This is a genomic window from Stutzerimonas sp. Brlt_14 (assembly GCF_051948915.1).
GTDB lineage: Bacteria > Pseudomonadota > Gammaproteobacteria > Pseudomonadales > Pseudomonadaceae > Stutzerimonas > Stutzerimonas stutzeri.
The window spans coordinates 410,599-429,422 of record NZ_JAYJLM010000002.1 but is presented as its reverse complement, the minus strand read 5'-3'; the positions used below and the strand labels follow the sequence as shown (position 1 = coordinate 429,422).

Here is an 18,824-nt window from a genome sequence, read left to right as displayed (position 1 = left end):
GTCATTGCCCGCTGGCGATCAGCTGCTGCTCGGTCGTCCGCGTGTCCGGCAGCACGCGGATCGCGATGAACTTGGAGGTGGGCGTATGGCTGCGCGCGCCAAAGCTTTCCAGCGGCACCAGCGGGTTGGTTTCCGGGTAGTAGGCGGCAGCCTGACCCTGCGGGGTGTCGTAGGCGAGCAGGGTGAAGCCGCTAACGCGCCGTTCGATACCGTCGTCCCATAGCGAAACCAGATCGACCTGCTGGCCGGCTTCAAGGCCCAGGCGCTGGATGTCGGCGGGGTTGACGAACACCACCTCGCGCATCCCCCTGACGCCGCGGTAGCGGTCGTCCAGGCCGTACAGCGTGGTGTTGTACTGGTCGTGGGAGCGCAGCGTCTGCAGGATCAGATCGGCACCGATGCCCGCCTGGCGCGCCTGCTCTGGCAACAGGTCGGCCGGCAGCGCATGCGCCTTGAACTCGGCGCGGCCGCTGGCGGTGCTCCATTCCCGACGCGCGGCCGCGTTGCCCAGATAGAAACCGCCAGGGCGATGCAGGCGGTGGTCGAAGCCGGCGAAACCCGGGATGGTCGCCGCGATCAGCTCGCGGATTCGTGCGTAGTCCTCCACCAGCCAGAGCCAGTCCACCGGGCGCTTGCCCAGCGTGGCGGCGGCGATACCGGCGACGATGGCGGGTTCCGAACGCATCTGCGTCGACAGGGGCTCCAGCTGGCCCCGGGAGGCGTGGATCATGCTGAACGAATCTTCCACGGTCACCGCCTGCGGGCCGCAGGCCTGGCGGTCGATGTCGGTGCGGCCGAGGCAGGGCAGGATCAGCGCATCGCGACCCATGGTCAGGTGGCTGCGGTTGAGCTTGGTGCTGATTTGCACGGTCAGCGCGCAGTTGCGCAACGCCTGGCGGGTGCGCGGGCTGTCCGGCGTGGCCTGGGCGAAGTTGCCGCCCAGGCCGATGAATACCTGCACCTCGCCGGCCAGCATGGCCTGGATGCATTCCACGGTGTTGTGCCCGGGCTGGCGGGGCATCGGCAGGGCGAAATGGCGCTCCAGCGCATCCAGTAGTGCGGCCGGCGGGCGTTCGTTGATGCCCATGGTGCGATCACCCTGCACGTTGCTGTGGCCGCGCACCGGGCAGGCACCGGCCCCAGGCTTGCCGAGGTTGCCGCGCAGCATCAGCAGGTTGGCGATCTCCTGGATGGTCGCCACCGAATGATGGTGCTGGGTGATACCCATGGCCCAGCAGACGATGGTCCGCCCGGCGTCGCGGTAGATCGCGGCGGCCTGGCCGATCGCGTCGCGTTCGAGCCCGGACTGCTGCTCGATCTGCGCCCACGGCGTGGCATCGATCGCCTCCAGATAGGCATCGACGGCATGGGTGTGCTCGGCGATGAAGTCGCGATCGAACACCGCCGGTCCGCCGCTCCCCAGCGCTTCGCGTTCCCATTGCAGCAGGTACTTGGCGATGCCGCGCAGTACGGCCAGATCGCCGCCAAGGTTGGGGCGCAGGTAAAGGCTGTGGGTTGGCGCGTCCTGGTTGGCGAGCATCTCGATGGGCTTCTGCGGATGCTGGAATCGTTCCAGGCCGCGTTCGCGCAGTGGATTGAAACAGACCACCTGGGCACCGCGCTCCAGCGCCTGGCGCAGCGGTTCGAGCATGCGCGGGTGGTTGGTGCCGGGGTTCTGGCCAAGTACGAAGATCGCATCGGCGTGGTCGAAATCTTCCAGCGTTACCGTGCCCTTGCCGACACCGATGGATTCGGTGAGGGCGACGCCGCTGGCCTCGTGGCACATGTTCGAGCAGTCGGGAAAGTTGTTGGTGCCGAAGCTGCGGCCGAACAGCTGGTAGAGGTAGGCCGCTTCGTTGCTGGCCCGGCCGGATGTGTAGAAGGCTGCCTGGTGCGGGCTGGCCAGGCCGTTCAGGTGTCGCGCGATCAGCGCGAACGCATCATCCCAGGTGATCGGCCGATAGCGGTCGCTGGCCGCGTCATAACGCACCGGTTCGGTGAGGCGCCCTTGGTATTCGAGCCAGTAATCGCTCTGCTCACGCAGCTGGCTGACGCTGTGGCGGGCGAAGAAGGCGGCATCCACGCGGCGGCGCGTGGCTTCCCAGTTCACCGCCTTGGCGCCGTTCTCGCAGAACTTCACCGCACCGGCCTCCGGCGAATCGCCCCAGGCGCAACCGGGGCAGTCGAAGCCGCCGTTCTGGTTGGTCTTGAGCATGGCGCGGATGTTCTTCAGCGCATTGCCGCTGCCGAGCCAGGCGCTGGCCACGCTGCGCAGGGCGCCCCAGCCGCCAGCCGGGCCGGCGTAGGGCTGGAAGCGGGTGGCGGGATGGAAGCGGGACATGCGGCTCATGGGTGACATCCGTTCTGGTCGGGCAGCGCAGGCGCAGGGCTGTAGACCCGCGGAGCGCTATGGTGGGGCAGATGAATGAGGTTGAGGTGGTGCTGACGCGCCCACTGCACGGTGAGCTGAGTCGGTGCCGAGAGGCTGACCAGCGTGCCGATGCCGGCGCGCACGGCCTTGTGGATCAATTCCAGGCTGCAGCGGCTGGTGACCACGACGAAGCCTTCGCTCGGCTTGCGGCGTTGCAGCGTCAGCGCGCCGATCAGCTTGTCCAGCGCGTTATGCCGGCCGATGTCCTCACGGCAGAGGGCGATCTTTCCGTTGCCGTCGACATACAGCGCCGCGTGCAGCGCACCGCTGTCGCGAGCCATCAGCTGGGCGCTCGCAATGCGCTGGCGCAGCTCATGGAAATGCCCTTCGGGTGGCAGTGCTGTCGGCTGCAGCGGCACCAGCTGAGGCAGTGCCTGATCCAGCGCATCCACCCCGCAGAGTCCGCAGCCGCTGGTGCCGGCGAGCTGGCGACGCTGCTGCTTGAGTGTCCAGAACGCCCGCGGGCTGACCTGCACGTCCGCGCGGCGAGCGCTGCCGTCGCCGAGCAGGCGCAGGTCACGCAGGTCATCGAGTCGCTCGATCAGCCCGCCAGCGAGGCTGAAGCCGATGACGAACTCCTCCAGATCCTGCGGCGTCACCATCATCACGGCATGGTTCAGACCGTTGTAGCTGATGGCCAGCGCGCATTCCTCGGCCAACAGCGCAGCGCGTGCATCGTGCGGTTCGGCGGAGTTCAGAGTGGCGTAGAGCATGGCGGCTGCCTGCGACAGGTCGACGCAGGCAGCCTAGGAGCGACGGTGCCGGCCGTCCAATCGCTATGTCCGATGGTGTGATCGATGGCGTCGATCACCAGCCCCTTTCATCGCTGTTGTAGCAGTTCGCTGGCCTCGTTGAAACAGGCCTCGCCCAGTGCGGATCGCGGAGAGTCGCGCCGCAGGATCAGCCCCAGCGGCGCCAGAGTGCTGGCATTGTCGATAGGCGTCAGCGTCAGCCGGCTGTCCAGGGCCTCGAGTCCGCTATCGAGCGGCATGATGGCGCAGCACAGACCGGCGCCCACGGCCTGCAGCAGGTGATGTACGGCATCGGTCTGCAGCCGCGGCGCAAGGCTCAGGCCACGGCTGCGCAGCGCGTGGTCGATGGACTGGCGAAAGTGCATGCCGCCGGTCAGCAGGCCCAGGGGCAGGCCAGCCAGGGCCTCCCAGCTCAGCGAAGGGGCATCGAAGCGGAAATGGCGCTCGTCATGCAGCAGGCCCATGCGCGTTTCGCCCAGGGGCAGGCTGGCGAAGTGCGCGTCGTCGAGGCGCTCCAGATAGGACAGGCCGAGATCCAGCAGATTACGGCTGAGTCGCTCGAGAATCTGCTCGCTGCTGAGTGCGAACAGCTCGAAACGCAGGCTCGGATGGCGTTCGCCGAACGCCCGTACCAGCTGCATCGGGTCGAACCCGGCCAGCGGCACTACACCCAGGCGCAGCGTGCCGACCAGCTGGCCGCGGCAGGAGGCGGCCTCGGCCAGCAGTCCGTCCTGAGCGGCCAGCAGGCTACGCGCCCAGGCCAGGATGCGCTCACCTTCGGGCGTGAAGCCTTCGAAGCGCTGGCCGCGAATCACCAGCTGCAGACCGAGCTCGTCTTCCAGTGTGCGCAGGCGCATCGACAGCGTCGGCTGGGTGACGTGACAGCGCGCCGCCGCCTGGCTGAAATGCCGCGTTTCGTCGAGCGCCACGAGAAACTTCAGCTGCTTGATGTCCATGCCCGGTCCGTTTGCATCGAAGGTAGTGCGGGCCGAACCTTAGCATTTCCTCAGGGCGCGTCGAACAGTGGCTGCAGCCCGCTGGGCACCACGCCTGTCCAGCGCTTGAAAGCGCGGCGGAAATTGGTGGTGTCGTTGAAGCCCAGGTGCCGCGCCACAGCCTCGTTACCCAAGCCACAGGCCTGGTAGAGGTAGAGCGCGACGTGCTTGCGAACCAGGTCCAGTTGTTCCTGGAAATGCGTACCGTGCTTGGCCAGCTTGCGCTTGAGCGTCGCCGGGCTCATGGCGAACGCGACGGCGACGCGCTCGAGATTCAGCGGCTCGCGGATGTGCGCCTCCAGGTACTGGTAGAACGCATCGAGAAAGGCGCACGGCCCGTCCAGCGCATCGATCTGTTGCTGGCTGGCCTGCACCGCGACCTGGCCCACGGTGGTCGACGCCTCCGGCCAGGGCTGATGCAGGTATTCGCGCGGCAGGCTGAGCAGGGTCAGCTGGCGGTCGAACTGCAGCGCATCGCCCAGATGCACCCAGTACTGCTCGATGTGCCGCGGCTGCGCATAGGCGAACTGGAAGCGCCAGGGCAACCGCAGACCGGAGCCGCGTTTGCACAGCGCGACGATGGCGGTCAGGTGCGCCTCCGCGAGGAACCGCTGGTGCCGCCCACTGGCGCCGCCATCCAGCCAGTACAGGTGAATCTGGCGTTCATCCAGCAGCAGCCTTGGAGCCAGCAACGGGCAGAGCAGGGCGCGGAACTGACAGAGGCGCTCCAGCGCCTGCTCGAGATTGCCGGCATTGGCCAGCGCCAGGCTGACTTCGCCGTAATGGCCGGGCAGCAGGCGCTGGCCGAAGAGGAAGCTGCTGTCCGCTGCGCCGAGCAGGCGTTCCGCGTTGCCGATCAGGGTCAGCAACTGCGCCGGGCTGACCCGCGCCCGGCCACTGGCGATGTCTTCGTAGAACAGCCCGCTGCCGCGCAGCAGCGCGTGGCTGTCGATGCCGCGCGACAACGCCAGGTCCAGCAGGACCGCCGGCTGGTGATGCGCGGCGATGAAGCGGCTGTCCCACTCGTACCAGCGTAAGGGGCTGCTCATGGTCGTCTCAGGCGCAGCGCGGCAGTGACTGCTTGGCCTTGGCCAGCGCGAGGTTGAGGCGCTGGAGCAGCTGCTCGGCATCGTCGTCGAAGGCCATCACCACCGCGGTACTGGCGCTCAGATGCAGGCGTTCGCCATGCTGGCGCGTCTTGTGGGCGAGGCTGGCCACGGCGGTCTGCAACTCCTCGGCAAGCTGCCGCGCCTGCTGTTCGGCAGTATCCGGCAGGAGCACGACGAAGCGATCGCCGGCCAGGCGGCAGAGCAGGTCCTGATGACGAAGGTTGAGCACCAGCAGCTGCGCCACGGCCTGCAGCACCAGATCGCCCTCGGCCTGGCCGTAGCGCTGATTGACCCGGCTGAAGTCGTCCAGGTCGATCGCCAGCAGAGACAGCGGGCGCTGCTCCTCGTCGGCCTGGCGCAGGGTCTGATCGAGCTGCCGCCGCAGGTATTCGGCGGTGCTCAGCGGGGTGAGGTTGTCGAACAGCCGATGTTCGCGGAACAGCCGCTCGCGCTTGTGCATCTGCGCGTTGATGGCGCGTTGTTCCTGGTTCAGGTGGTAGATGCCGAAGGTCAGCAGCAACAGACCCACAGGCATTGGCGCGGTTTCCAGCCAGTTGTCCCAGGCGATGCTGGCGGGGATCTGGATGAATTCGTCGAGCAGGTCCATCCACCAGGAAAAGCAGATGCAGGCCAGGCCCAGTGCGAGCAACCGCGTCACCCGGCCGGCCGGGCGGCTGTGCAGCAACATGACCAGCCAGGCGAGGGCGAGGGCGGCGCAACCTCCTTCGCCGACGACGTCCATCCAGTCGATCTCGCCCCAGGATTTGACCGTGCCGACTGCGAGCAGCAGCTGCAGGCCGACGTTGGCGGCCAGGGCGAGGCCGAGGAGGGTGAGGGTGTGGAGTTTGAGGAGGGATTTCATCGAGTCTCCGTGGCGAGGGTTCGCGCCAGTGCGTGAGGGCACGGAAACAGATGGATGTGACGGTTGGATGAATGGGGTGGGGGTTGAATTGGCTCAGGGTTTTTTGGTTTGGTTGATTTGCTGGGTGGGATTGGGGACGTGGTTTGCCCTGATGGATTTGGATCAGTTCTGGACGAGGGGCTTGCTGGCATCGAGTCGATGCCGATTGCCGAGTTGCCTGGCGATTCAGGTTTCGCCCTGCTGGGCGAGTCACTTTTTCCAGACGCGGAAAAAGTAACCAAAAACGCTTTGCCCCTGCATCCGGCCCCGCGCTCCGCGCGGGGTTCGTTCGCTCCATCGCCGCTTCAGGGGTCGGCTTACAAGGGCCTTCCATGGCCCTTTAAGCCTTTCGCCGCATCCATGCGGCTCACCCCCTTACGCAACGATTCCGCTCTCCCTACTGAAGGGGCGAGGCTGGGGCCTGCGACGATTTTCAACAGACGGATGATGACGATCAGCCGACCCGTGTCGTTCGTTGGAAACGTCCTTTACGGTTTTCCCTCATATTGGATCCTAGCAATCACGGACTTACAGGCGACATCGATCGCCCCTTTCAGGAGGCCGAATGTAGTCGCTACGTAGCGGGGCGAGCGGCATGGATGCCGCGAGAGAACTAGGCGTCCCCCCGTAAAGGGCCATGGATGGCCCTTGCACGGTGACCCTCGGAGAAGCGATGGAATGAGGGAAGTCTCGCGCAGCGAGACCCGGATGTAGGGGCAAGACTTTTTGGTTCCTTTTGGCGGGGCCGGCCATCCGGCGACTGCCAAAAGGAACTCGCGCAGCAGCGCGAAACAGAAGTACCGGAACACCCGGAAATGGGTTGCTCCCCCAACTTGATCCCAGCGTGTCTGCGATAGGCATTTCCATATCCATACCGCTAAAAACAGGTCATATCAGCTCAACCCCACCCCCAAAACCCCGCAAAACCCTCTCTTCCAAACCCTCCCCAAAGTTCCTGTCACAGAACCGCCATATCCCCCACCTACCGTCCGCTGCAGTTCCGGGATGGACCCGGCAAACACCATTCGGGGGAATCGTTCATGAACACATACCGCAGCGGCATCCGCCATGCAGGATTCCGCATCAGCCTGCTGGCCCTGGCTGTCAGCGCCGGTTCGGCCTGGGCTGAGGAGCCGCTGGTCATGGAGCACGTCGAGGTCATCGGCCAGGCCGTCAGCATCCACGAGGCACTGAAGGACCAGCGCAGTTCCGACAGCGTCAAGAGCGTGGTCCATGCCGATGGCATCGGCCAGCTGCCGGATGACAACGCCGCCGAAGCGCTGCAGCGCATTCCGGGGATCTCGGTGGAGCGCGACCAGGGTGAAGGGCGCTTCGTCAGCGTGCGTGGCATCGCGCCCGACCTGAACAGCGTCACCATCAACGGCACCCTGGTGCCCTCACCGGAAAGCAAGCGCCGCGCGGTGGCGCTGGATGTACTGCCATCCGAGCTGGTGCAGTCGCTGTCGGTGGTCAAGACGCTCACCCCGGACATGGACGCCAACTCCCTGGGGGGCACCATCGAGGTGGAAAGCCTCTCGGCGTTCGATCATGACGGCCTGTTCTACAGCATCAGCGGCGAGGGCAGCTACGACGAGAATGTCGAGAAGACCAGCCCGAAGTTCTCCGGTGCGATCAGCAACCGCTTCAGCCTTGGCGATGGCGTCGACAACTTCGGTGTGGCCGCAGCCCTCAGCTGGCAGGAGCGCAAGTTCGGTTCGGACAACGTCGAAACCGGCGGCAAGTGGGACTTTGCCGACGATGGCGCACGCCTGGAAGAGTTCGAGCAGCGCGACTACGAGATCACCCGCGAGCGCACCGGTTTCGGGCTGAACTTCGACTACAAGCCGGATGACGTCAGCAGCTATTACCTGCGTACGCTGTACAGCCGCTTCAAGGACACCGAAACGCGCAACGCCGCCGGCGTGGAGTTCGAGGACGCCCAGTTGCCCGGCGAAACCGGCGATGCCGAAGGCTGGCGCGAGCTGAAATCGCGCGAGGAAACCCAGACCATCCAGTCCTACGTGTTCGGCGGCGAACGCATGATGGGCCTCTGGACCCTGAGCGGACAGGTCGGCTACAGCCAGTCCCGCGAGCGCAATCCGGGTGGCATCTCCGGCGCGACCTTCGAAGGCGACTTCGCCGACGCCGGTTTCTCCAGCAGCCGCAAGCCGCGACTGACAGTGGATTCGGCCTTCTACGATCCGGCTTCCTTCGAACTGGATGAAGTGGAGTGGGAGAAGAGCGATACCCGCGACCGGGAGAAGAACATCCGCCTGGACCTGGCCCGCGACTACGACATCCAGGGCTACGCGGCGCAGGCCAAGTTCGGCGGCAAGCTCAGCCGCCGGCACAAGGACAACGACAGCGAGGTCTGGGTCTATGACGACTTCGACGACCTGACTCTGGCCGATTTCCAGGGTGGCAACGTCGACTACGCGCTCGGCCGCTTCGGCCGCGGCATCAGCGCCTCGGCGATCAAGGGCGCCATCGCCGGGCTGGACGCCAGCGAGTTCTACGACGAGGAGGAGTCGCGCATCAATGACTTCGACATGCACGAGGACATCAATGCCGCGTACCTGATGAACACGGTGGACGTTGACCGCTGGCGTGTCATCGCCGGCCTGCGCTACGAAGGCACGCGCTTTCGCGCCAAGGGCACCGGCATGCGCGACGACCAGTTCGAGTCCATTTCCAGCAGCAACGACTACCACCACTGGCTGCCCGGCCTGCACGTGCGCTACCAGCTGACCGATGACACGTTGATCCGCGCCGCATGGACCAACAGCGTGGTACGCCCGACCTTCGGCCAGCTGGCGCCCGGTTTCGTCATCGATGGCGACGACGCCGAGTTCGGTAACCCCGATCTCAAGCCGCTGGAGTCCGTCAACTACGACCTCGGCATCGAGCACTACATGGGCCGCGCCGGCGTGGTGTCCGCCTACCTGTTCTACAAGGACATCGACAACTTCATCTACAACACCGACCTGGCCGGCACCGGCCAGTGGGCGGCGTTCGACGAAGCACTCAGCTTCCAGAACGGCAGCAGCGCCAAGCTCTACGGGCTTGAGCTGGCCTACTCGCAGAAGCTCGACTGGCTGCCGGCGCCGTGGAACGGTTTGTTGCTGGGCGCCAATGCCACCTTCAGCAAGTCCGACGCGGACATCGAGGGTCAGGGCATGCGCCGCAGCATCGACCTGCCGAACCATTCCGATACGGTCGGCAACCTGATGGTCGGTTGGGAAAACGACCGGCTCAATCTGCGCCTGGCCGCCAACTACAAGTCCGACTACCTGTACGAGGTGGCCGGTATCGACGACAAGGCCCACGACCTCTACGTCGACGACCAGCTGTTCGTCGACTTCAAGGCCGGCTACTTCATCACGCCGAGCCTGCAGCTGACCTTCGAGGCGCTGAACCTGACGGACGAGTCCTATTACGTCTACACCGGCCGCGGTTCCTACAACGCCCAGTACGAAGAGTACGGGCCGACCTACAAGCTCGGCCTGACCCTGACTCACTTCTGACCCCTTGCCGCTCCGGTGCCCGCCGTTCCCCTTTACGGCCGGGCACCGGCCTGCGGCACCTGAATGGATATCGCATGAACGCATTACCCAAAACCCTGCTGCTCGGCCTGTGCATCACCCTGGCCGCCTGCCAGTCCGCCGGTCAGGACGAGGCGCCACAGAGTACGCAGCTGAGCATCACCACGCCGGCGCAGACCGGCCTCGAATACGCGCAGCTGCTGGCCGGCAATGGCCCCTGGGCGCATGCCGAGCGCGTCCAGCTGGACAAGCAGGGCCTGCACCTGCTGGACAAGGCCGGCAACACACTGGCCGAGCACAGCGGGCGGTTCGAGGGCCTCGACCATCGCCTCGACCGTCGGGGGCTGCTGCTGGCCACCGTGGAGCGCAAGCGCCAGCAGGCGATGCTGATCGGCCTGGATGACAACCGGACCTGGAGCCAGCCGCTGTATCTGCCGCGCACCGCGTTTGCCATCGAGGGGCTGTGCCTGTACCGCGACAGCGCGCGCAACGACTTCGTATTCCTGCTCGGCGAGGAAGGTGTCGGCGAGCAATGGCTGGTGGGCAGCCAGGGCCGCCTGCTCGGTGAAGCACGGCGCGTGCGCGGGCTCAGCCTGCCGCCGCAGAGCACCTTCTGCCAGACCGATGACATGGCCGGGCAGCTCTACGTCAACGAGGAGAACGTCGGCTTCTGGCGCTACCCGGCGGATGCCGAGGCGCCGCTGCAGCGTGAGCCGGTCGATCTGGTCAAGCCGTTCGGCGCGCTGACAAAGGTGGCGGCTGGCATGGCGTTGGTGCCGGGTGGTCTGTTGGCCCTGGATGCCGAGGCGCCGGCGCTGCACCTCTATCGTCAGAGCGAATCGGGTTGGCAGGCGGACGGCGTGCTGCCGCTGGACGGCCTCGATGAGCCGGAACGCATCAGCGCGCGTCGCACCTCCGAAGGAGTCGAACTGCTGCTGGCGGACGAGCACGGCCTGCATCGCGCCCAGCTGGCGTGGCAGCCACAGGCACTGCCGCATCCCGAACCCATCGTCAGTCTGGCGGCAGCGGTGGAGACCGGCCCGGTGCCCAGTCTGGGGGACGCCGCCGATGACCCGGCGATCTGGGTCAATCCGCGCGATCCTGCGCAGAGTCGCGTGCTCGGCACCGACAAGAAGGGCGGGCTGGTGGTGTACGACCTGGAAGGCCGCCAGCTGCAAAGCCTGACCGTCGGCCGGCTGAACAACGTCGATGTGCGCAGCGGTTTCCGCCTCGGCAGCAAGCGCGTGGACCTGGCCGTGGCCAGCAACCGGGATCACAACAGCCTGCACCTGTTCGCCATCGACCGCGCGAGCGGGGTGCTCCGCGATATCGGCCAGATCGCCACGCCGCTGAGCGATATCTACGGCCTGTGCATGTTCCAGAACCGCCAAGGTGTCACCTACGCGATCGCCAACGACAAGGACGGCACCTTCGTCCAGTACCGCCTCGATGGCCAGTCCGGCCAGCCGCACGGTGAACTGGTGCGGCGTTTCAAGCTGGACAGCCAGCCCGAGGGCTGCGTCGCCGATGACCGTGGCGAGCGGCTGTTCGTCGGCGAGGAGGACGTCGCGGTCTGGGTGGTCGATGCCCGTGCTGAGGTGCCGGCAGCGCCCCAGAAGGTGATCGGCGTCGGCGGGCCGGTGTACGACGACATCGAAGGCCTGGCGCTCTACCACGGCGAGGGTGGCGATTACTTGGTGATCTCCAGCCAGGGCAACGACAGCTACGTCGTGCTCGATGCCCAGGCGCCGTATGCCGTGCGCGGCGCGTTCCGCATCGGCCTGAATGCCGAGCGCGGTATCGACGGCGCTTCGGAAACCGACGGGCTGGAGGTCACCTCGGCGAATCTCGGCGGCATCTGGAGCCGCGGCATGCTGGTGGTGCAGGACGGCCGCAAGCGCATGCCCGAAGGCACGCAGAACTACAAATACCTGCCCTGGTCAGCCATCGCCGATGCGCTGGGTCTGGATTGATGTCATCGCCCGGTAACCGACCCGCCATCCAATAGCAGCTGCCCATGCGGGCAGGAGGAAAGATTCATGCAAACGACTCTCGAGCACATGTCCGTCTGGGGGCTGATCAGCGAGGCCAGCCTGGTGGTGCAGGCGGTGATGGTGATCCTGGTGCTGGCCTCGGTATCGAGCTGGTATCTGATCATCCGCCGCAGTGCCGTGCTGCGGCGCAGCGAGCGGCTGCTGCGCAGCTTCCAGCAGCGCTTTCGCCAGGGCGGTGATCTCGCCCAGCTCTACCGCGAGGGGCAACAGCAGCCGCTTCCGGAGGAGGCCGCGCTGCAGCGAATTTTCCTGGCCGGTTACGGTGAATTCGCCCAACTCCAGCGTGAAGCGGGCATTGCTCCAGATGCCGTGGCCGAGGGTGTGGAACGTAGCTTGTACGTTGCCATTGCCGAGCAGGAAGAACGCCTTGAGAAGGGCCTGCAATTCCTCGCCACGGTGGGCTCGGTCAGCCCCTACATCGGCCTGTTCGGCACCGTGTGGGGGATCATGAACTCCTTCCTCGGCCTGTCGCAGGTCCAGCAGGCGACCCTTTCCACCGTCGCCCCGGGCATCGCCGAAGCGCTGATCGCCACGGCCATCGGCCTGTTCGCGGCGATTCCCGCGGTGATGGCCTACAACCGCTTCGCCGCCCACGGGCAGACGCTGGTCGGCCGTTACTACGCCTTCGGCAACGAGCTGCAGGCGCGCCTGCATCGGCGCCTGCACGCTGCTTCGCCCAGCGTCGCCGCAGCCGCCTGAGGAGGTCAGCGATGCTAGTCAGGCCACAGCGCAAACACGGGCCCAAGGCGGAAATGAATGTGGTGCCCTATATCGACGTGATGCTGGTGCTGCTGGTGATCTTCATGGTCACCGCGCCGATGCTGGTGCAGGGCGTCAAGATCGAGCTGCCGAAGGTGGCGGCCGAGGCGCTGCCGGTGGAGAACGAGCGGCAGATCCTGACGCTTTCGGTGAAGGCCGACGGCGGCTTCTACTGGAACCTCGGCAGCGAGCTGGACGTCGAGAACCAGACCGACAGCGCCGTCGACCTGGCCGAGCTGCAGGCCAAGGTCGGCGCGGTCATTGCCGCGCGGGGCGACACCCAGGTCTATATCCGTGCCGACGAGGCGGCGGACTACGGTCGTGTGGTCGCCGGTATCGCCGAGCTGCAGCGCGGCGGGGTGGTCAACCTGGGCCTGATCACCGAGGCGCCGGCCGCTGCGGAGCAGGAGCGATGATGGCGCTCGGCTTGTCGGCGCCGCCCGCGCCCGTGCTCACACAGCGGCGATGGACCGGTGCCGCTGGCGCGGCGCTAACCACGCTGGGCTTGCATGCCGGGCTGTTCGTCCTGCTACTGACCAGCTGGACGCCGACGATGGACGCACCGGTTGCCACCCAGGTGATGCAGACCCAGCTGATCAGCCTGCCGCCGCCGGTGCCAGTACTGCCCGAACCGCCGGTTGCGAAACCGGTCGAAGCGCCGCCGCCCCCCGTTCAGGTCGAAGCGCCACCACAGGTGGAGCAGGCCGACCTGGCCTTCAAGCGCGCCGAACGGGAGCGCGAAGCCGAGCAGCAGCGCAAGCAGCAGCTGGAACGTCGCCGCGAGGAGCAACGCCGCCGTGACGAACAGCAGCGTCGGGAGCAAGAGCGTCTGGCCGAGCAGGCACGGCTGGACGCGCAGCGCCGCCAGGCCGAGGCAACGGCCCGTGCCGAAGCGGCCGAGCGTGCCCGGCAGGCGGCTGTCGCGGAGGCAGCCAGCCGCCAGTACCAGCCGATCGCCAAGAAGCCGCCGGTCTATCCGCAGCGGGCGCTGGACGCCGGGCTGCAGGGCGCCTGCACGGTGAGCTACACGGTGGACGTCCAGGGACGGGTGCGTTCGCCCAAGGTGGTTGGTGACTGCCATCCGCTGTTCATCCGTCCATCGCTGATCGCGGCCCAGAGCTTCCGCTACCAGCCGCGCATCGTCGATGGGCGGGCGGTGGAGGTGCCCAACGTGCAGAACACCTTTCATTACCGCATCGAGTGATGCGGTTCAGCCATTCAGGATTCGTTTCGATGAAACAGGATTTCAGCGATTTTCACGCCAGCATCGCCGCCCATGATGACCAGGCGATCAACCCCAGCCGCAACTCGCCGCTGCGGGATGTCATCGACCGGCGCCGCCGCGGCCTGCTCAAGGGCGGCCTGGGCCTGGCCGGCATCGCCTTTCTCGGCGGCGCAATGGCCGGCGCCCGGGCTGCTGCCGGACCTGCGCGACTGATCGGTTTCCAGGGCATTCCGGCGCAGCTCGACCCGCAGTTCGACCGGGTCGAGGTGGCCTCGGGGTACAGCGCGCGGGTGTTCTTTTCCTGGGGCGACCCGGTACTGGCCGATGCGCCTCAGTGGCAAGCCGATGCCAGCGACGACTGGCAGGCGCAGCTCAAGCAGGCCGGCGACAACCACGACGGCATGCATTTTTTCCCGTTCCCCGATGCGCCGGACAGCCACGGCCTGCTGGTGATCAATCACGAGTACGTCAACCCGACGCTGCACACCGACGGCATGCGTCTGGAGGAAGGCCGGCGCCCGCTGGAACAGGTGCGCAAGGAGCAGGCGGCCCACGGACTGAGCGTCATTGAAGTGCGCAAGGATGCCCGTGGCCAGTGGCAGCGGGTGTTGCCGTCGCGCTACAACCGGCGCCTCAGCGCGTTGACGGAGATGGCCATTTCCGGGCCGCTGGCCGGCCATCCGAGCATGAAGACCGTCACCGACCCGGATGGCAGGACCGTTCTGGGCACGCTGAACAATTGCTCCAGCGGCTTCACCCCCTGGGGCACCTATCTGATCTGCGAGGAGAACTGGCACAACTACTTCGTCAACCACGATCCGCAGGACCTGGCGGCGCGGGTTTCGCACCAGCGTTACGGCATCGCCTGCAGCGGCTTGAGCAAGCTCTACGGCTGGGAAACCGCCGATCCGCGCTTCGATGCCACGCCGCAGGCCGACCAGCCCCACGGTGGCTACGTCAACGAGCCGCACCGCTTCGGCTGGGTGGTGGAAGTCGATCCGTTCGCCCCTGACAGCGTACCGGTCAAGCGCACCGCGTTCGGCCGTTATTGCCGCGAATGCTCGGTGCTGTCGCTGGGCGAGGATGGGCGCATGGCCTTCTACTCGGGCGACGACACCAAGGGCGAATACGTCTACAAGTTCGTCCCCAACGGCCGCTTCGTGGCCGGGGCGGACGCCGACAACCGCCGCCTGCTGGATGAGGGCACGCTGTACGTTGCCCGCTTCGACGCCGACGGCGGCGGTGAGTGGCTGGCGCTGGTGCATGGCGAGCACGGGCTGACCGCAGAGAACGGCTTTCCCGCTCAGGCCGAGGTGCTGCTCAATGCCCGCGCTGCCGCTGACCGCGCCGGGGCGACGCCGATGGACCGACCCGAATGGGTGGCGGTGCACCCGCACAGTCGCGAGGTCTACGTGACCCTGACCAACAACGACGGCCGCGGTGCGAAACAACCGCTGGACCGGGCCAACCCGCGCCCCAACAACCTGCACGGGCAAATCCTGCGCTGGCAGGAAGAGGGCGGTGATCCGACCGCCACGCGCTTTGAGTGGGAGGTCTTTCTGCTCGCCGGCGAGCGCAGCGGGGCGCGGGACGCCCAGGGCAACCCGGTGGCGGCCAATCTGGTCGGTACCATCGACGGCGACTGCTTCTCTTCGCCGGATGGTCTGGCATTCGATGCTGCTGGCCGGCTGTGGATCGAGACCGATTTCGACGACGACCAGCCAGCCATGCAGACCATGGGCACCAACCAGCTGCTCTGTGCCGATCCGGTCACCCGGGAGGTTCGGCGCTTTCTGGTGGGCCCGCGTGGTTGCGAGATCACCGGCATCACCTGGAGCCCGGACTACCGCGCCATGTGGGTGAACGTGCAGCACCCGGGGCTGAGCTTTCCGGCCAGCGACGGCCAATCACGCCCGCGCTCGTCCACCGTGCTGATCACCAAGGACGATGGCGGCGTGATCGGCAGCTGAGGCGCTCGTCAGCACAGCTGCTCGATGGCATCGAGCAGCTCGTCCTGACTGAACGGCTTGGCCAGCCGGTGCAGCGGAAGCGCCGGCGCGGTGGAGGGCAGTTCGGCGTAACCGGAAACCAGCAGGATCGGCAATTGCGGGCGGGTCTCCCGCACCACGGCTGCCAGCTGCGCACCGCTCATCAGCGGCATGGCGTGGTCGGTGATCAGGATGTCGACCTGGTTGACCTGCAGCAGATCCAGCGCTTCCCCGGCCGACCGCGCGGTGAGCACTCGATGTCCGGCCGCTTCCAGGATGCCGGCGGTGCTGAACAGCACCAGCTCGTCGTCGTCCACCGCCAGCAGGGTCAGCGGCTTTGTCGTGCGCCGGGGGCTTTCATCGGGTGCCGGCGTGGAGACAGGCGCCGATGCAGGCGCGTTTTCCGCCGCCAGGGCCGGTAGCCAGATCTCGGCGGTGGTGCCCGCACCCGGCGAGCTGCGCAGCACCAGCCGACCGCCGGATTGCTCGGCCAGCCCATGGACCATGGACAACCCGAGCCCGGTGCCCTTGCCGACCCCCTTGGTGGTGAAGAAGGGCTCGGCCGCGCGCTTGAGGGTCGCTTCATCCATGCCACTGCCGTTGTCGCTGAGATCCAGGCGCACATAGCGGCCGGCGGGCAGGCCGTTCTGCTCCTCGGGTAGCGTCAGCTCTTCGGCGGCGATGCGGATACGGCCGACGCCGGACATGGCGTCACGCGCATTGGCGGCGAGGTTGAGCAGAGCGGTTTCCAGCTGGTTGGGATCGGTCTTCACCTGCGCCAGCCGGGCCGGCAGCTCGACCTGCAGCTGGATGGTCGGGCCAAGCGAGCTGAGCAGCAGCTCCTTCATGCCCGCGATCAGCTGCGGCAGGTCGATCGGTTTCTTGTGCAGTTCCTGCTTGCGGGCGAAGGTGAGCATGCGCGCGGTGAGCGAAGCGCCGCGTTCGGCACCGGCTCTGGCATTGTCCACCAGGCGCAGCAGCGCGGGGTCGGCGGGCATGCGCCGACGCAACAGGTCGAGGCTGCCGAGCACGGCCATCAGCAGGTTGTTGAAGTCGTGGGCGATACCGCCGGTGAGGTTGCCCAGCGCCTCCATCTTGTGCAGCTGCTGCAGCGCCTGTTCGGCGTTCACCCGTTCGCTGATGTCCAGCGCCTCGGGTACCAGGGCCACGATGCTGCCGTCCTCGCCCGGTACCGGGCGCATGGAGAAATCGAAGACGCGCACGCCCTGCGGCATGTTCAGGGTCATGGTCACATGCTCGGTGGCGCCGGCCGCTACCCGCCGTGTCATCTCTCGCATCACCTCGGGCATACCCGGTGTCGCGGCGAACCAGGGCGATTCCCAGAACGGCATATAGGCCAGTTCGTTGAAGCGGGCGCCGATGCCGGCCAGGGCCGTGGCGTTCACGTAGAGAATCGCGCCATCCGGCGCGAGCATCGCCATGTACAGGTGCGAGGTCTCCAGCACCGCGCGGATGTTGGCCTCGCTGCGGGCCAGCGCCGCGGTGCGCTCGAGCACCTTGGCTTCCAGCTGTTCGAGGAAGCTCTGCTCGCGCTGGCGCACCGCAGCGGCGGAACGCACCCGTTCGATGTGGGCCCAGGAACGGTCGGTGACCTCGGTGAGCAGAGCCAGCTCGCAGGCTCTCCAGGCCCGCGGTACGCGGCTGTGAATGGCCATCAGTGCGGTCAGCCGACCCTCCTTGACCAGCGGCATGCAGATGGTGGCGGCGATGTCGAGTTGCTGGAAGGTCGCCGCGTCGGCGGAGGGCAGGCGGGCGAGGTGATCGTCGACGATGAAGGGTTCGCCGGCGCGCAGCTTCTGGACCGCCAGACTGCCGAACGCGGCGAGGCGGTAGTGGCCGACGATGCTCATGCAGCCCGGCGCCGACCAGTCGCCACGGATGGTGAAGCTGTCCTGGTCGGGCTCCATGTCGGCGTAGGCGCAACTGGACAGTCCCAGGTGTTCGCCGAGCATGCGCGTGGTGGTGGCCAGGATGGCATCGGCATCGACACTGCGCGCCGTCTCCTTGGACAACGCATCGAGGAAGCGCAGGCGCTGCTCGTTTTCACGCAGCGCCAGGTCGGCCCGGGCACGCTCGGTGACATCGTGGCCCTCGACGAAGATGCCGCCGACGTTGCCATCGATATCGGTGACCGGCTGGAAGACGAAATCCAGCACGCGGTCTTCTTCCGCGGCGCCGCGGGTGCGCTGCAGACCGATGTGAATGCCGGAACCGACGAAGGCCTCGCCGCTGCGGTAGACCCGGTCGAGGATTTCGATGAAGCCCTGGCGCTCCACTTCCGGCAACGCATCGCGCACCGGCTTGCCGATGATCTCGCGCTCGCCGACGAGCCGGCAGTAGGCCGGGTTGACCATTTCGAATACGTGCTCGGGGCCGCGCAGCATCGCCATCATTCCCGGCGCCTGCTCGAACATCTGCTGCAGTCGGGCCTGCTGGCCCTGCAGTTCACGCTCGGCCAGCACGCGTTCGGTGGTTTCCACGACCATGGCAATCACGCCGGCCGGCTGCGCCTGCTCGTCGAACACCGGCGAATAGTCCAGGTTCATCCAGGCGCGGGCCGGGCGGCCGTTGCGGTACAACGCCAGCTCCTGATCCTTGTAGGAGAGCGTGCCGCCGGCCAGGCCGACCTTCATCACGTGGTCGTTGAAGTCGGCCACTTCCGGCCAGCCCAGGCGCACTTCCGAGCCCAGCAGCTGCGGATGACGGCTGCCGGCGAATCCGGAATAGGCGTCGTTGTAGATCATGATGCCGCGCTCGCCCCAGAGCAGGACGATGGGTGTTGGCGAGAGCAGCAGCATCGCCGTGACGGTCTTCAGGCTCTGCGGCCAGTCCCGCAATGGCCCCAGCGGAGTGCTGGACCAATCGAAGCGTCGGATCAACATGCCCAGTTCGCCACCGTCCGGGAGGAAGCTGTGGCTCGCATCATCAGGCGTGGGGTTGGCTGCTGGTTCCATCAGAAGCGTTCCGTCATCCGGTAGAGGGGCATTCGGCTCGGCCGAAAGATAGGCTGTTCAGCTCGGACAGCCATTTGCGCGCGAAATCCTGCA

12 protein-coding genes are annotated in these 18,824 nt (G+C 66.7%); 6 read left to right on the top strand and 6 right to left on the bottom strand.

The genetic code is table 11. The annotated features are described in order from the left end of the window. Nucleotide 1: 1 nt before the first annotated feature. From VF716_RS05850 to VF716_RS05830, 5 genes are all read right to left on the bottom strand, one after another. Nucleotides 2-2,350 (bottom strand): FdhF/YdeP family oxidoreductase, encoded by a 2,349-nt coding sequence (locus VF716_RS05850; protein ID WP_020306225.1) that lies wholly within the window; start codon nucleotides 2,348-2,350, stop codon nucleotides 2-4. Further along, nucleotides 2,347-3,144 (bottom strand): formate dehydrogenase accessory sulfurtransferase FdhD, encoded by a 798-nt coding sequence (gene fdhD, locus VF716_RS05845; protein ID WP_020306226.1) that lies wholly within the window; start codon nucleotides 3,142-3,144, stop codon nucleotides 2,347-2,349. The genes VF716_RS05850 and fdhD overlap by 4 nt, the downstream gene beginning before the upstream one ends. A 107-nt stretch (nucleotides 3,145-3,251) precedes the next feature. Beyond that, nucleotides 3,252-4,139: a LysR family transcriptional regulator gene (locus VF716_RS05840; protein WP_020306227.1), complete on the bottom strand. Its 888-nt coding sequence runs from the start codon at nucleotides 4,137-4,139 to the stop codon at nucleotides 3,252-3,254. Nucleotides 4,140-4,189: 50 nt separating this feature from the next. Beyond that, nucleotides 4,190-5,227, bottom strand: a complete 1,038-nt coding sequence (locus VF716_RS05835) for an AraC family transcriptional regulator (RefSeq protein WP_108241794.1) — start codon at nucleotides 5,225-5,227, stop codon at nucleotides 4,190-4,192. A gap of 7 nt (nucleotides 5,228-5,234) precedes the next feature. Then, nucleotides 5,235-6,149, bottom strand: coding sequence for a GGDEF domain-containing protein (locus VF716_RS05830; RefSeq protein WP_014596579.1), 915 nt, complete (start codon nucleotides 6,147-6,149; stop codon nucleotides 5,235-5,237). A gap of 1,079 nt (nucleotides 6,150-7,228) precedes the next feature. Here VF716_RS05830 and VF716_RS05825 point away from each other — a divergent pair. From VF716_RS05825 to VF716_RS05800, 6 genes are all read left to right on the top strand, one after another. Continuing rightward, nucleotides 7,229-9,712: a TonB-dependent receptor gene (locus VF716_RS05825; protein ID WP_125872663.1), complete on the top strand. Its 2,484-nt coding sequence runs from the start codon at nucleotides 7,229-7,231 to the stop codon at nucleotides 9,710-9,712. A 74-nt stretch (nucleotides 9,713-9,786) separates the two neighbouring features. After that, nucleotides 9,787-11,703: a phytase gene (locus tag VF716_RS05820; RefSeq protein WP_125866121.1), complete on the top strand. Its 1,917-nt coding sequence runs from the start codon at nucleotides 9,787-9,789 to the stop codon at nucleotides 11,701-11,703. A gap of 66 nt (nucleotides 11,704-11,769) precedes the next feature. After that, nucleotides 11,770-12,483 carry a protein TolQ gene (tolQ, locus tag VF716_RS05815; RefSeq protein ID WP_125856387.1) on the top strand — a complete coding sequence of 238 codons (714 nt, stop codon included), beginning with the start codon at nucleotides 11,770-11,772 and terminating at the stop codon, nucleotides 12,481-12,483. An 11-nt stretch (nucleotides 12,484-12,494) separates the two neighbouring features. Next, a complete protein-coding gene (gene tolR, locus VF716_RS05810) occupies nucleotides 12,495-12,959 on the top strand; it encodes a protein TolR (protein WP_011913091.1) in 465 nt (154 codons plus the stop codon). Continuing rightward, nucleotides 12,959-13,747, top strand: a complete 789-nt coding sequence (locus VF716_RS05805) for an energy transducer TonB (RefSeq protein ID WP_265660283.1) — start codon at nucleotides 12,959-12,961, stop codon at nucleotides 13,745-13,747. Before tolR ends, VF716_RS05805 begins: the two co-directional genes overlap by 1 nt. A gap of 29 nt (nucleotides 13,748-13,776) precedes the next feature. Continuing rightward, the gene (locus VF716_RS05800; RefSeq protein ID WP_279646379.1) at nucleotides 13,777-15,738 is read left to right on the top strand and encodes a PhoX family protein; all 1,962 of its coding nucleotides are present in this window, start codon (nucleotides 13,777-13,779) and stop codon (nucleotides 15,736-15,738) included. A gap of 8 nt (nucleotides 15,739-15,746) precedes the next feature. On the opposite strand, the gene VF716_RS05795 is transcribed toward VF716_RS05800, so the two are convergent. Further along, nucleotides 15,747-18,731, bottom strand: a complete 2,985-nt coding sequence (locus VF716_RS05795; RefSeq protein ID WP_440552194.1) for a PAS domain-containing protein — start codon at nucleotides 18,729-18,731, stop codon at nucleotides 15,747-15,749. Nucleotides 18,732-18,824 lie beyond the last annotated feature (93 nt).

Bases quoted from the DNA above. Each gene is read 5' to 3' on its own strand.
- VF716_RS05830 (WP_014596579.1), bottom strand. From the start codon at position 6,149: ATGAAATCCCTCCTCAAACTCCACACCCTCACCCTCCTCGGCCTCGCC.
- VF716_RS05795 (WP_440552194.1), bottom strand. From the start codon at position 18,731: ATGGAACCAGCAGCCAACCCCACGCCTGATGATGCGAGCCACAGCTTC.
- VF716_RS05840 (WP_020306227.1), bottom strand. From the start codon at position 4,139: ATGGACATCAAGCAGCTGAAGTTTCTCGTGGCGCTCGACGAAACGCGG.
- VF716_RS05825 (WP_125872663.1), top strand. From the start codon at position 7,229: ATGAACACATACCGCAGCGGCATCCGCCATGCAGGATTCCGCATCAGC.
- tolQ (WP_125856387.1), top strand. From the start codon at position 11,770: ATGCAAACGACTCTCGAGCACATGTCCGTCTGGGGGCTGATCAGCGAG.
- VF716_RS05850 (WP_020306225.1), bottom strand. From the start codon at position 2,350: ATGAGCCGCATGTCCCGCTTCCATCCCGCCACCCGCTTCCAGCCCTAC.
- fdhD (WP_020306226.1), bottom strand. From the start codon at position 3,144: ATGCTCTACGCCACTCTGAACTCCGCCGAACCGCACGATGCACGCGCT.
- VF716_RS05820 (WP_125866121.1), top strand. From the start codon at position 9,787: ATGAACGCATTACCCAAAACCCTGCTGCTCGGCCTGTGCATCACCCTG.
- tolR (WP_011913091.1), top strand. From the start codon at position 12,495: ATGCTAGTCAGGCCACAGCGCAAACACGGGCCCAAGGCGGAAATGAAT.
- VF716_RS05805 (WP_265660283.1), top strand. From the start codon at position 12,959: ATGGCGCTCGGCTTGTCGGCGCCGCCCGCGCCCGTGCTCACACAGCGG.
- VF716_RS05835 (WP_108241794.1), bottom strand. From the start codon at position 5,227: ATGAGCAGCCCCTTACGCTGGTACGAGTGGGACAGCCGCTTCATCGCC.
- VF716_RS05800 (WP_279646379.1), top strand. From the start codon at position 13,777: ATGAAACAGGATTTCAGCGATTTTCACGCCAGCATCGCCGCCCATGAT.